17 protein-coding genes and 1 tRNA gene are annotated in these 12,515 nt (G+C 64.7%); 6 read left to right on the top strand and 12 right to left on the bottom strand.

Translation table 11 applies throughout. The features are described from left to right. Window positions 1–40: 40 nt before the first annotated feature. From NLM27_RS22425 to NLM27_RS22410, 4 genes are all read left to right on the top strand, one after another. Window positions 41–910: a sulfurtransferase gene (locus NLM27_RS22425; protein ID WP_254145388.1), complete on the top strand. Its 870-nt coding sequence runs from the start codon at window positions 41–43 to the stop codon at window positions 908–910. 89 nt (window positions 911–999) lie between these two features. Further along, the gene (locus tag NLM27_RS22420; protein ID WP_254145387.1) at window positions 1,000–1,689 is read left to right on the top strand and encodes an RNA polymerase sigma factor; all 690 of its coding nucleotides are present in this window, start codon (window positions 1,000–1,002) and stop codon (window positions 1,687–1,689) included. A gap of 87 nt (window positions 1,690–1,776) precedes the next feature. Beyond that, window positions 1,777–2,310 (top strand): DUF4142 domain-containing protein, encoded by a 534-nt coding sequence (locus tag NLM27_RS22415; protein WP_254145386.1) that lies wholly within the window; start codon window positions 1,777–1,779, stop codon window positions 2,308–2,310. Window positions 2,311–2,319: 9 nt separating this feature from the next. Beyond that, window positions 2,320–2,640, top strand: coding sequence for a cupredoxin domain-containing protein (locus tag NLM27_RS22410; protein WP_254145385.1), 321 nt, complete (start codon window positions 2,320–2,322; stop codon window positions 2,638–2,640). Between the two features lie 184 nt (window positions 2,641–2,824). Here NLM27_RS22410 and NLM27_RS22405 read toward each other — a convergent pair whose 3' ends face one another. The 4 genes from NLM27_RS22405 to NLM27_RS22390 form a co-directional block, all read right to left on the bottom strand. Further along, window positions 2,825–3,091 (bottom strand): hypothetical protein, encoded by a 267-nt coding sequence (locus NLM27_RS22405; RefSeq protein ID WP_254145384.1) that lies wholly within the window; start codon window positions 3,089–3,091, stop codon window positions 2,825–2,827. A 132-nt stretch (window positions 3,092–3,223) separates the two neighbouring features. Next, window positions 3,224–3,601: a TIGR02301 family protein gene (locus tag NLM27_RS22400; RefSeq protein WP_254145383.1), complete on the bottom strand. Its 378-nt coding sequence runs from the start codon at window positions 3,599–3,601 to the stop codon at window positions 3,224–3,226. 206 nt (window positions 3,602–3,807) lie between these two features. Continuing rightward, window positions 3,808–4,242, bottom strand: a complete 435-nt coding sequence (locus NLM27_RS22395) for an NUDIX hydrolase (RefSeq protein WP_254145382.1) — start codon at window positions 4,240–4,242, stop codon at window positions 3,808–3,810. A 3-nt stretch (window positions 4,243–4,245) separates the two neighbouring features. Beyond that, window positions 4,246–4,746: a hypothetical protein gene (locus NLM27_RS22390; protein ID WP_254145381.1), complete on the bottom strand. Its 501-nt coding sequence runs from the start codon at window positions 4,744–4,746 to the stop codon at window positions 4,246–4,248. A 63-nt stretch (window positions 4,747–4,809) separates the two neighbouring features. On the opposite strand from NLM27_RS22390, the gene NLM27_RS22385 reads away from it, so the two are divergent. Further along, window positions 4,810–5,574 carry an SOS response-associated peptidase gene (locus NLM27_RS22385; protein ID WP_254145380.1) on the top strand — a complete coding sequence of 255 codons (765 nt, stop codon included), beginning with the start codon at window positions 4,810–4,812 and terminating at the stop codon, window positions 5,572–5,574. Window positions 5,575–5,752: 178 nt separating this feature from the next. On the opposite strand, the gene NLM27_RS22380 is transcribed toward NLM27_RS22385, so the two are convergent. From NLM27_RS22380 to NLM27_RS22345, 8 genes are all read right to left on the bottom strand, one after another. After that, window positions 5,753–6,946 (bottom strand): CaiB/BaiF CoA-transferase family protein, encoded by a 1,194-nt coding sequence (locus tag NLM27_RS22380; RefSeq protein ID WP_254145379.1) that lies wholly within the window; start codon window positions 6,944–6,946, stop codon window positions 5,753–5,755. 36 nt (window positions 6,947–6,982) lie between these two features. Then, window positions 6,983–7,912: a glycine/sarcosine/betaine reductase selenoprotein B family protein gene (locus NLM27_RS22375; RefSeq protein WP_254145378.1), complete on the bottom strand. Its 930-nt coding sequence runs from the start codon at window positions 7,910–7,912 to the stop codon at window positions 6,983–6,985. 171 nt (window positions 7,913–8,083) lie between these two features. Beyond that, window positions 8,084–8,476, bottom strand: coding sequence for a hypothetical protein (locus NLM27_RS22370; RefSeq protein ID WP_254145377.1), 393 nt, complete (start codon window positions 8,474–8,476; stop codon window positions 8,084–8,086). Further along, window positions 8,473–8,652 carry a hypothetical protein gene (locus NLM27_RS22365; protein ID WP_254145376.1) on the bottom strand — a complete coding sequence of 60 codons (180 nt, stop codon included), beginning with the start codon at window positions 8,650–8,652 and terminating at the stop codon, window positions 8,473–8,475. Before NLM27_RS22365 ends, NLM27_RS22370 begins: the two co-directional genes overlap by 4 nt. A 219-nt stretch (window positions 8,653–8,871) precedes the next feature. After that, complete coding sequence (locus tag NLM27_RS22360; RefSeq protein ID WP_254145375.1) at window positions 8,872–9,453, bottom strand: NUDIX domain-containing protein; 582 nt, start codon at window positions 9,451–9,453, stop codon at window positions 8,872–8,874. Window positions 9,454–9,462: 9 nt separating this feature from the next. After that, entirely contained in the window at window positions 9,463–9,924 is a 462-nt protein-coding gene (locus tag NLM27_RS22355) for a GNAT family acetyltransferase (protein WP_254145374.1), read from the bottom strand. Further along, window positions 9,921–11,348: an FAD-binding oxidoreductase gene (locus NLM27_RS22350; protein ID WP_254145373.1), complete on the bottom strand. Its 1,428-nt coding sequence runs from the start codon at window positions 11,346–11,348 to the stop codon at window positions 9,921–9,923. Before NLM27_RS22350 ends, NLM27_RS22355 begins: the two co-directional genes overlap by 4 nt. A gap of 23 nt (window positions 11,349–11,371) precedes the next feature. Then, window positions 11,372–12,361, bottom strand: coding sequence for an L-threonylcarbamoyladenylate synthase (locus tag NLM27_RS22345; RefSeq protein WP_254145372.1), 990 nt, complete (start codon window positions 12,359–12,361; stop codon window positions 11,372–11,374). A gap of 68 nt (window positions 12,362–12,429) precedes the next feature. Here NLM27_RS22345 and NLM27_RS22340 point away from each other — a divergent pair. Next, window positions 12,430–12,506, top strand: a tRNA-Pro gene (locus tag NLM27_RS22340). The last annotated feature ends 9 nt before the right edge of the window (window positions 12,507–12,515 follow it).

Raw genomic sequence — 12,515 nt, 5'->3', positions numbered from 1 at the left:
GGGAGAGGTCTAACTTCCTCTCGAACGGGAGAGCAGTCCGATGACCCAACCAAATCCCCTCATCACCACCGAGCAGCTCGCCGCCATGCTCGGCGATCCCAACCTGCGCCTCTACGACTGCACGACCTACAATGAGCCGGTGCCGCCGGGCAGCGACGTGCCCTATCGCGCGGTGCCCGGTGACAAGACGTTTGAGGCCGGCCACATCCCGGGCGCCGATTTCCTCGACCTGCAAGGCGAGTTCTCCGACACTTCAGCGCAACAGTTCTTCATGATGCCTGATGTCGCGCAATTGGAGGCTGCGTTCGGCCGGCACGGCCTCGATGCGTCCAGGACCATCGTGCTCTACAGCATCGGCTCGATGATGTGGTCGACGCGGTTCTGGTGGATGCTGCGCTCGCTCGGCGTCGATGCGCGTGTGCTCGACGGCGGCTTTGACAAGTGGAAGGGGGAGGGGCGGCCGGTCGAGACGGGCGCGCCGAAGGGATATCCGGCGACGACATTCAAGGCCACGCCGCGTACAGGCTTCTTCGTCGACAAGAACATCGTGAGGGCGCGGATCGGCGATCCCGCGACCGTCATCGTCAACGCGCTCGGTCCGCAGTTTCATCAGGGTCTCGAGCCGAGCCGCTACGGCCGGCCCGGCCGCGTTCCCGGCAGCGTCAACGTTCCCGCCGCGACGCTCACCAATGCCGACAAGACGCTGACGACGCTTGCGGATGCCTCGGCGAAATTCGCGGCCGAGGGCGTCACGCGGGATAAGAATGTTATCCTGTATTGCGGCGGCGGCATCTCGGCGACGATCGATCTGCTCCTGCTGACGGAACTCGGCTACGACAAGCTGACGCTGTACGACGCGTCGATGGGGGAGTGGGCGAGGGATCCGGCGCTGCCGATCGAGACAGACTAAGGGGACCCGCCAGGAGAGCGCAAGAAAGTCGGGAACCTTTCCCCTGGGCTCGCATCCAATGTCTGGACGAGTGGAAACAGGTGACCGCCATGCAACGGACCACAGCCGGTCTGGCCGCCGATGCCAGGACACCGGAAGCCGAGCTGATCGATCGTGCCCGGAGCCGCGACGAGGCGGCGTTGCGCGAGATCATGCAGGCCAACAACCGCAGGCTCTACCGCCTCGCGCGTGGCATCCTGCGCAGCGACAGCGAAGCGGAGGACGTGGTGCAGGAAACCTACGTCCGCGCCTTTACCCATCTCGATGGCTTCCGCGGCGAATCTGGATTGTCGACCTGGCTGTCACGCATTGCCATCAACGAGGCGCTTGGCCGGGCGCGAAGTGCCAAGCCTCAGGTCGAGTTCGACTCGGTGTCCGAAGCCGCGCTCGAGGCACAGATCATCAAGTTTCCCATTTCTCCCGCAGGCGATCCGGAAAGGACCATGGCCCAACGTGAAATCCAGCGCGTCGTCGAACGCGCCATCGACGAGCTGCCGGATGTCTTCCGTATGGTCTTCGTCGCGCGCGTCATGGAGGGCATGAACATCGAGGAGACCGCCGATCTGCTCGGCGTGAAGCCCGAGACCGTGAAGACGCGGCTGCATCGCGCCCGCACCATGCTGCGCGAGAATGTCGAGAAGGAGATCGGTCCGGTGATGATGGATGCGTTTCCGTTCGCCGGCTGGCGCTGCGAGCGCCTGACGGAAGCCGTGCTGAAGCGGCTCGGCATCAGCGGCTGAAATTTTCGGGAACGTTTACGCGAAGATCCCATCCAACGCCTGTGAAGCAACGCCGGCAAACCGACCGGCAGCACAGGAGTGTCAAACATGTTTACCCGATGGAGCGCGGCCATCGCCGCAGCAATTCTGTTGTCGAGCCCAGCGCTGCTTCGAGGCGCGAACGCCGCCGACAAGCCCACCGATCCGCAGATTGCCCACATCGCCTACACTGCGGGCGTGATCGACATCAACGCGGCCAAGCAGGCGCAGAAGAAGGCCAAGAACAAGGACGTGAAAGCATTTGCCGAGGACATGCTGCGCGACCACGAGGCCGTGAATAAGCAGGCGCTCGCGCTGGTCAAGAAGCTGAACGTCACGCCCGAAGACAACGACACCAGCAAGGCATTGTCGAAGCAGGCGAGCGACAAGCTGGCTGAGCTCGACAAGCTGGACGGTGCGGCCTTCGACAAGGCCTATGTCGCGAACGAGGTCGCCTACCACAAGGCGGTCAACGGCGCGCTGGAGACCCAGCTCATTCCGTCTGCCAGCAATGCCGAGCTGAAGAGCCTGTTGCAGACCGGCCTGAAAATATTCCAGGGCCACCAGCAGCACGCCGAGCACGTCGCGGCCGAGCTGAAATAGGGAGCGCAAATGAGACCAGGACGCCTCGCTGCGACCGCGCTCGCGGTCGTCTTCCTGTCGATGACCGTCCCGGCGCACGCCGCGACTATCGAGATCACGATGGAGAATCTCGTGATCTCGCCGGCGGAGGTAACGGCGAAGGTCGGTGACACCATCTCATGGATCAACAAGGACGTCTTCGCGCACACCGCTACGGCGAAGAACGGCGATTTCGACGTGACACTGCCGGAGAAGAAGTCGGCGACGTCAGTTCTGAAGAAGGCCGGAATGGTCGAGTATTACTGCCGCTATCATCCCAACATGAAAGCGATGCTCAAGGTCGAGCCGTGAAGAGGAGGGTGCGCGTTCCCGGCGCCATCGGGAACATGTCCCGATCATCGCGAGACTAATGCTCGTCTGCGTTCGATCGCTTCCGTGCGATAAAGGCGGCAGACTTCGCGAGGCCTTTCGCAAAGTCATTCATCCGTAGACTGGCCCCGCCCATGTGGCGGGGTCATTTTCGAGAAAGGGCTTACTACTGCCTTGCGAGGCTGATCGAGAATTCGCCGTTACGGATGCGGCCGGGAAAGCCCTCGACGAATTTCGCCACCGCGTCCTCGCCATAGGTGCCGACCAGTTCGGCAAAGGCCGCAAACAGGCTCGCTTGCGCCAGGCAATCGCCGTCGACGCCGTCATGGCGCGCTTCGGCCCAGGCCTCGTTGAGATAGCTCAGTGCGGCCTGTTTCTGCTCGTGATCGGGCAGCGGCGCGCGGGCGGGGGCGTAGGAAATCGGCTGGCTCATGAAACTCGGTCAGGGCTGGGGCGCGATCCACGGCGATGCGCTGCGCGAGAGGTGTAGCACGGGCGTTAACGACCGCTAGGCCACATCTTTAGGAACGGTTAACGGCTGTGAACAAATACGATGACAGCGAACTCAGTTCGCGTAACGCGCCGTCAGGTCACGCGAGATCTTCGAGCCTTCCTCGATATAGCGGCGGATCGCCACCGTCGCTGCCGGCGTGCAGCTCCGGTAGGTCTGCTGAAAGCCGTTATAGCCGCGGTTGAAGGCGGCGGTCATTCGGGTGCGGCGCTCGCCGGAGGGCGTTTCGGCATCGATCAGCGCCTGCATCTCATTGCGCCATTTGTTGCCCTCGTTGGACCCGCAGATGCCGCGCAGATAGTGCAGGCCGCCAAGGATCTCGGCCAGCCGCTGCAAATCGCCGTCAAAGGGCGCCGCCACGTCCTGGGCCCTCGTGGGCACCGAGGCGCAGGCGAGAATTAGGGCAAAAATGGCCAGAAATCGCGTGGACATCGGCGGGGTGTATGCCCCGTGGAGGCCGGAGAAGCAAGGCGAGCCGCGCGGGCGGTGCGCTCCCTCCCCGCTTGCGGGGGAGGGGTGGGGAGAGGGTGCTTCCGCGGGCGAGGACCCCCCCAGAGGAGAAAACCCTCACCCGCCGCGCTTTCGCGCGTCGACCTCTCCCGCAAGCGGGAGAGGTGCAGCGGAGTTCGCGGCTTCGGTTAGGACCCGATCAGGCGCGCGGCCGACTGGATGACCTCCTCCAGCCCCCCGGTCAGCTTGAGGTCGCCGAGGCCGGCAATGGCATCCGGGGCAATCCAACGGTAGTCGTCGAGCTCGTGGTTGAGAGCCGGCTCCTTGGCCACCCAGCGGGCCGCAAAGGACATGATCAGGTAATGACCGGCCCCGGCCGCGGCCGGCAGCACCTCGCGCCAGCCGGCAAGCCCGACGATGTCGATGGCGAGCCCGGTTTCCTCGTCGATCTCACGCAGCAGGGCCTGGTGCAGCGATTCGCCAAACTCGACCCGGCCTCCGGGCAGCGAATAGAACCCTTTTGCGGGCGAGCGGGCACGGCGGGTCAGAAGCACCTTGCCGTCGCGAAAAATCGCGGCACTGACCGCGATCTGGGGATGGGATGGCTGGACCGCCGAAACCACGGCTCAGTTCGCCATGATGGTGTCGACGTCGGCTTCCGCGCCGCCATTGATGATGCCGCCGCAGGCCGCAATCAACGGCTTGACCCACGCCGTGGCCTGCTCGGCGAGTCGGACGCGCGTCGTGTCCTTCTCGACCTCGCGCATGGCCGAGCCGACGGCTGATAGAATCGAGGTCATGGTGTCGGTGATATGGTCGAACTGGGCACGCACGTTGGGGTCGGCCTTCTCATAGGCCTCGATCGCCAGATCCCGGGCCTTGAAGTTCGACGCCGTGAAATGCTCGGCATAGGAGAGCGGCGACCAAGTCAAAAAGTCTTCCGCGCATTCGGGCATATCAGGGACCATTTCCAGCAGCATCACGGCTTCATTGAAATGGTTGAGATAGTCAGTGGCAAGCCCGGTCCGCGGATTGATGTTGGCCACGCGCAGCCGTTCGGCCCAGGCTTGCGCCTCGGGGCCCGTCTGTACATGCGTCCGCGCGGGTTGCGAGGCCATTGAGCTCATCGGCCGCAGTGTTAACGTTCGGGGTTAAAAGGACCTGAACGGACCCTATATAGACGCTCTAGCATGTGTGGACGCTTCGTCATAACTTCGGCCCCCGCGGCTTTGCGGCAACTGTTCGGCTATGTCGAGCAGCCGAATTTCCCGCCCCGGTACAATGTCGCCCCGACACAACCGATTCCGGTCGTATGGATCGAGAATGGCGCACGGCATTTCCGCCTGATGCGGTGGGGCCTGTTGCCGAGCTGGGTCAAGGACCCTCGCGGGTTTACGCTCCTGATCAACGCGCGTTCGGAGACGGTGCTGGAGAAGCCCGCCTTCAAGAAGGCGATTCGCCGCCGCCGCGGACTGATCCCGGCGGACGGCTATTACGAATGGAGGGCGGAGGGTGGCCGCAAGCAGCCGTTCTTCATCCATCGTGCCGACGGTGAGCCCCTTGGTTTCGCCGCGGTGTTCGAGACCTGGGTCGGGCCGAACGGCGAGGAGCTCGACACGGTCGCGATCGTCACGGTGGCGGCGGGCCAAGATCTCGCCGCGCTGCATGACCGCGTGCCCGTCACCATCACCCCGCGCGACTTCGAGCGCTGGCTCGATATTCGCGGCGACGAGGTCGATGCGATCCTGCCGCTGATGACCGCCCCGCGCATCGGCGAGTTCGTCTGGCACCCGGTCTCCACGCGCGTCAACCGCGTTGCCAATGATGACGAGCAGCTCTTGTTGCCGATCAGCGCCGAGGAGATGGAGGCGGAGGCAGAGGCGGCGAAGCCGAAGAGGGCGGTACGGAAGGTTGCTGCTGGCTCGGCGGATGACGGACAGGGCTCGTTGTTCTAGCTGTTGTCGGAATTCGACTGCGCCATTTGCTCCGCCGTCGTCCCGGCGCAGGCCGGGACCCATACCCCCAGGGAGCAGTGTGGCGCGAGATGGGGGTGGGCAATCTTCGCCAAATTGGATTCGGTGGCTATGGGTCCCGGCCTGCGCCGGGACGACACTGAATGTGTGGCGCCGCCTTTCACACAATCTCCCTTGCCCTCAACGCCGCAATCTCCGCCGCATCGAACCCCAGCTCGCCCAGCACCGTATCCGTATCCGCCCCAAGCTGCGGCGCCATGCGGTCCAGCTTGCCGCCGCCATGCGCGAGCTTGAACCCGCTGCCGGCAAAGCGCAGGCGGCCGTAGGGTGTGTCCAGTTCTTGAATGGCACCGCGCGCGGCAATCTGCGGATGGTCGATCACCTCCTCGACCTTCCAGATGCTGGCGCAGGGGGCGCCGGCGTCTTCGAGAATCGTCTCCCATTCGCGCGCGGGCTTGGCTGCCAGCGCCGCCTCGATGATGGCGCGGAGCGCCGGCTCGTTCTCGTTGCGGGAGAACCAGTCGGCGAAGCGCGGATCGGTCAGCGTGTCCTCGCGGCCGAGCGTCGACATCAGCGCGCGGTACTGCTTCTCATTGTTGACCGCGAGCAGGATGTGGCCGTCGCCGCATTTGAACAGGTTCGCCGTGGTCCTGCGGCTCACCGCCTGATTGCCCGACAGAAGCTGGCGGTGGCCGGCGACCGACCAATCCGCGATCTGGCCCGACAGAAACGCCATCGTCGCCTCCAGCATGGAGACGTCGATGAGCTGGCCCTTGCCGGTGCGGTCGCGCTGGTAGAGCGCGCTGGACACGCCGAAGGCAGCCGTTGCGCCCGACAGCACGTCGCAGACCGCAAAGCCTGCCCGCGTCGGTCCGGTCTCGGGGTGTCCGGTGATCGCCATGATGCCCGACAGCGCCTGCATCTTGCCATCATAGCCGGGCCGCAAGCGATCGGGACCGGTCTGGCCGAAGCCGGACACTGCGCAATAGATCAGCTTCGGATTGATCGCCGACAGCGCCTCGTAGCCGATGCCGAGCTTGTCCATCACGCCTGGTCGGAAATTCTCCATGACAACGTCGACCTGGGCCGCGAGCTTCTTCACGATCGCGATGGCTTCCGGCTTCTGCAAATCGAGCGTCAGGCTGCGCTTGTTGCCGTTGATGGCCTGGAACGCCGGCGCCAGCCCGCGCTCGGCCCATTCGCGTGAGAGCGGCGTACGCCGCATGTCCTCGCCCTCGCGCCGCTCGACCTTGATGACGTCGGCGCCCAGGAGCGCGAACTGGTAGCTCGCATAGGGGCCGGCCAGCACTTGCGTGAAGTCCAGGATCTTCACGCCCTCGAACGGTCGCGTCACGTGACTCTCCCTTCCTGGTTGTTGTTATGGAGGACGTCAGGCGGCGCGGTTGCCGCGCGCGATCTCCTTCTGCTTGTCGAATTCGGCGCGGCGGCGCGCCAGCTCTTCGGGAGAGAGCTGTGCGACATTGTTGTAGTCGAGCTTCCAGGAGGCGTCCTCGCTCCAGCGCAGCGGTGACTGCATCGTGGTCTGCGGGCCGCTCGCGGTCTCCAGCAGCTTGAGTGCCAGCTCGAGCGTCTGCGCCTGCGAGGTGACGTCGTGCGGTTTGCCGGCGGAATTGCCGAGCGGGAAGTCGGAGAACAGGAAGCGCGGCGCGGCGGCGTGCTCGATGATGTCCTTGGCGCAGCCCATGATCACGGTCGGAATGCCGTTCCGCTCCAGATGCCGCGCCACCAGCGCCGTGGTCTGATGGCAGACCGGGCAGTTCGGCACCAGCACGGCGGCATCGACCTTGTCGGCAAGGCAGCGCGCCAGGATCTCCGGCGCGTCGGTGTCGAGCGTGACGCGGTGGCTGCGGTTGGTCGGCGCGCCGAAGAAGCGCGGGGCGACTTCGCCGATCCGTCCTGCGGCGCTCGCCTTCAGTAGCTGCGGCAGCGGAAACCAGGTGCCGTTGTCGGTTGCTCTCGTGTGCTTGCGGTCGTAGCCGATGTGCGAGATGCGCAGGTCGTGCGTTTGCGACGTGTCGCCGTCATAGACCTGGTAGAATTTCGCGCTGCCATTATACGCCGCGCCTGGCCCCTGATCGCCCTTGGCCGGATCGAACGGCGCAGCCGTCGTGATGATGGTGACGCGCGATTGCGCCAGCTTCCTTTTCAGCGGCTGGAACGGTGCCTCGGTGTAATGCGCCCAGCGATACGGCGTGGTGTAGCCGATCGCCGCGTAATAGTCGCGGGTGCGCTGCATGTAGGGGACGGGAGAATCGTAGTCGGGTGCAAAGCCGAATTCATCGTCGCGCGGAGCGGACATGGGCGCGTCTCCTGGTTCTTGGTTGAGGCCAGACTAGAGATAGTTTTGGGGTTGCTCAACGGGGGGTAGGAGGGCGCAGGCCAGAATTGCAGATGCGGATGGTGCGGCGTCGGCGCTGCGTCGCGAACCGACGGTAGAAAGTCCGCCGACGACGAGCGTGATGCAGGATCGCTAGTTACGAGTATCGATCAGTTGCGTGCCTTGTTGGCCGGATATCCTGGTACGCCATCGCTCTTCAAAGGTGTCGGATTCTTCCAGTGCCAACGCTTGCGCATCCAAGGGATTACCGGGTTTGCCAGCTATGACAACGCCATCAGCTTTTCCGCGAGAACTGGGTTCGGAGGAGGCCTCTGTCGGCCACGCCAGCAATGACTTCGAGAGCATGGGCTTGCCCGCGTACCAGCACTTTCGTCCGTCGATGAGACGATAGGACCACCATTGCCCTTGCGGATTTGCCGGCATTGCGATGGCGCATTGCTGCTTAGCATGCACGCTTGTCATTTCGAATGATGAGAGCGCAGCAGTGCAAACGGCCAAAGCAAACGATTGAAGTGGCTTGCTCATGAGCAACTGCCTTGCTGCTGCAATCGACCTACAGCAACAATCAAGGCGGGGCATTCGAGAACTTCGACCAATTTTTCAAGGATGCACGCATTATCCTTGTGGCAGGGCTGAAGGTATTCTTCCAATATGAGTTGCGCTTCGCTAATCGCTTGCAGTGCCAATTGCTGATCAGTCATCGCTGCTTACTCATCATTGAGTTGCGCTACGTGAATAGCGGAGGCAGAAATCAAGTCAGCTTTGCGGAATATCCCCGCTCTTTTTTTCACTTTTTGTTTCAGATTTCGGCGTGTTGCGGTGGCACTGTACCGCGCGGCCTCGATCAAAACGCCGCCACGCTAGGGGACACCGGCCTCCACCTTCTCCCAGAACGAGAGAAGGAAAGAGGCAGCCCGCGGCTATCTGAAAATATGCAGCGCCGCGTATTGCAGCAGCATGATCGCCTTGGCGTCGATGATACGTCCGTCCGCGATCATCGCCAGTGCCTCGTCGATTGAGAGCTCCAGCACCTCGATGTCCTCGCCCTCGTGCTCGAGACCGCCGCCGTCGCTGACGCGCATCGAAGGCTCGTATTCGGCGACGAAGAAATACAGCTTCTCGGTGATGGCGCCTGGGCTCATGAACGCCTCGAACACCTTGTGGACGTGGTGCAGGCGATAGCCGGTTTCCTCTTCGGCTTCGGCGCGGATGCGGACCTCGGGGGCGGCATCATCAAGCACGCCGGCGGCGGCTTCGATCAGGAGATCGTCATAACCGCGGATATAGGCCGGCAGGCGGAACTGGCGTACCAGGATCACCGTGCGCCGTGCACGGTTGTAGGGCAGCACGGCAGCGGCGTTGTCGCGCTCGTAGGTTTCCCGCTTCTGCGTCTGCCACTCGCCGTTGGCGCGCCGGTATTCGAACGTGGTGTTCTTGACGGGAGTCCAGTTGTTGGAAAGCACGCGAACGTCCTTGATGCGGACGCGGTCGGAAATGGTCATGGCTCGATCTCAGTTGCTTGGAACAGTGGCGCGGCCGTCGAGCCACTTCTGGAACATCACCGAGGTCGATTCCTCGAAGCCCAGCGACTGGTAGAATGCATTGGCCTGCGCGTTCTCGCGCCGGACCAGGAGCTGGAGCTTGAGAATTCCCGCCGTGCGCAGCCAGTTCTCGGCCGCCGCCATCATGACGCGGCCGTAGCCGCGCTTGCGGCCATCGGGATCAACGGCGACGTAATAGACCCAGCCGCGATGGCCGTCATGGCCGACCATGACGGTCGCGACGATGGCGCCGTTGTCGCGGCCGAGCAGCACCGTCGAGTTGTCGCGTCGCCGCGCCAGCGCGATATCGGCATGCGGATCGTTCCAGGGCCGCGTCAGGCCGCAGCGCTGCCACAGCGCCACGACCGCCTCGACGTCGGCATCCCCGATGGCGTCGATCGCCAGCGGAGCAGGCGAGACCGGCGCGCTCACAGCACCTTCCCCGGATTCATGATGCCGTGCGGATCGAGCATCGCCTTGATCTGCCGCATCAGCTCGATCGCGGTCTTGTCCTTCACCTCCGGCAGCTCGTCGCGCTTGAGCACGCCGATGCCGTGCTCGGCCGAGATCGAGCCGCCCATGCGCAGCACGATCTCGAACACCACCGCGTTCACGTCATGCCAGCGCGCCAGATAATCGGCCGTGTCGGCGCCGACCGGCTGGCTGACATTGTAGTGCAGATTGCCGTCGCCGAGATGGCCGAACGGCACCGGCCGCGCGCCGGGGATCAGCTTCACCACGGCGGCGTCGGCCTCGGCAATGAATTCAGGCACGGCGGCGACCGGCACGGAGATGTCGTGCTTGATCGAGCCGCCCTCGGGCTTCTGGGCCGCCGACATCTCCTCGCGCAGCTTCCAGAAGCCGTTGCGCTGGGTCAGGTTGGCCGCGATCACGGCGTCGTCGACGATCTCCTCCTCCATGGCGCGGGTCAGGATCGTCTCCAGCGGCGTGCGGGCGTCCTCGCCGGGGGAGGACAATTCCATCAGCACGTACCAGGGATGCTTCTGGCTAAGCGGATCGCGCACGTCGATGCCGTGGCGGACCGAGAAATCGACCGCCATTTCCGACAGCAGCTCGAAGCTCGTCAGCGCATTGGCGGCTTCGCCCTGCGCGATCGTCAGCAGCTTCAGCGCCGCCGCCGGCGACTTCAGGCCGACATAGGCGGTCTCGATCGCCCGCGGCTTCGGGAACAGTTTCAGCGTTGCCGCCGTGATGATGCCGAGCGTTCCTTCCGCGCCGATGAAGAGATTGTGCAGATTGTAGCCGGTGTTGTCCTTCTTCAGCTTCGACAGCACGTTGAGCACGCGCCCGTCGGCGAGCACCACTTCCAGCCCCAGCGCCATCTCGCGCGCCACGCCATAGGCGAGTGCGGCGGTGCCGCCGGCATTGGTCGAGAGGTTGCCGCCGATGGTGCAGCTGCCTTCCGCGCCGAGCGACAGCGGAAACAGCCGGTCGACCTCGGAAGCCTTCGCTTGCGCGATCTGCAGCACCACGCCGGCCTCGCAGGTCATGGTGTTGGACGCCGTGTCGACCTCGCGGATCTTGTCGAGCCGGCGCAGCGACACCACCACCTCGCCATTGTGCGGCGTCTGCCCGCCGACCAGCCCGGTATTGCCGCCCTGCGGCACCAGCGCGATGTTGTGCGCGGAGGCGAGCTTGCAGATCTCCGAGACCTCCGCGGTCGAGCCCGGGCGCAGCACCAGCGGCGAGCGGCCGTGGAAGAGGTTGCGCTCCTCGGTGACATAGGCCTCGATGTCGGCGGCGTCGGTGATCGCGTGGCGCTCGCCGACGATCTTGCGGAATTGTTCGATCAGCTCGGGCGCGAGCGGCGGGATGGCGGATTTATTGATGTTCATGTCGTCTTCTTTCATTCCGCTTTCTAGCGCGCCACGGCCGCGCGGCGCAGCCTGTCGTTGATGGCTTCGCCCAAGCCTTCCTCGGGGATCGCCATCACCGCAATCGCCCGCGGGCCCTTCGCGTCAAGGCCGCGAAGATAGCCGAACAGATTGGCGGCGGCTTCATCGAGATCACCGGTGGGCGACAAATTCATGACGGCCGCGGCGGCTTCAACGCCGGGCAGGCGCGCCGGGCCAAACGCCAGCAGCGCTTCACCGGGCGCTACATCGCGCGCATCGAGCCGCACGCGCGCACGCGGTGCATAATGCGAGGCCAGCATGCCCGGCGCCAGCGGCTGGCTGTCGTCGCTCTCGGCCTCCGCGGGTGGCCGCGCCAGGGCTAAGCCGAGCACCGCCTCGATTCGTTCGCGCGCGAGCCCGCCGGGGCGGAGCAGCATTGAGGTTTCGAAGCAGCCGACAATGGTCGATTCGACGCCGACCTCGACCGGCCCGCCATCGACGATCAGGTCGATGCGCCCGGCAAGATCGCTCTCGACATGAGCCGCCAGCGTCGGCGAGACATGGCCCGAGATATTTGCGGACGGCGCCACCACCGCCCCGCCAAAGGCGCGCAGGATCGCCTGCGCCACCGGATGGGCGGGGATGCGGATCGCGACCGTGTCGAGGCCGGCGGTGGCAAGGTCAGCCACCGGGCAGTCGTCCGTCTTCGGCAGCACCAGCGTCAGCGGCCCGGGCCAGAATGCTTCCGCCAGCTCCAGGGCGCGCGCGTCGAATCGCGCGATCCGCCGTGCGGCGGAGAGGTCGGCGACATGGGCGATCAGCGGATTGAAGGCCGGCCGCCCCTTGGCGGCGTAGAGATGGGCGATCGCGGTGGCATTGGCGGCGTCCGCCCCGAGCCCGTAGACCGTCTCAGTCGGAAACGCGACCAGCCCGCCGGCCGCGAGCACCCGGCCCGCCGCGGCGTCAGCAGCCTCGCCGGCCGGTAAAATCAGCGTTTCAAGACCCGTTTTCACAGGGATAAAATTCCTCAACTCGGCCGCTTGCGGTGCGCCAAACCCGACGCTATAAGCCGCCTTCTTGTCGGAGTGTGGCTCAGCCCGGTAGAGCACTGCGTTCGGGACGCAGGGGTCGCAGGTTCGAATCCTGCCACTCCGACCATCATTTCAA

This window comes from Bradyrhizobium sp. CCGB12, assembly GCF_024199845.1.
In the GTDB taxonomy this organism is placed as follows: domain Bacteria; phylum Pseudomonadota; class Alphaproteobacteria; order Rhizobiales; family Xanthobacteraceae; genus Bradyrhizobium.
The sequence above is the reverse complement of the archived record's forward strand: the minus strand, read 5'-3'. Positions and strand labels throughout refer to the sequence as shown.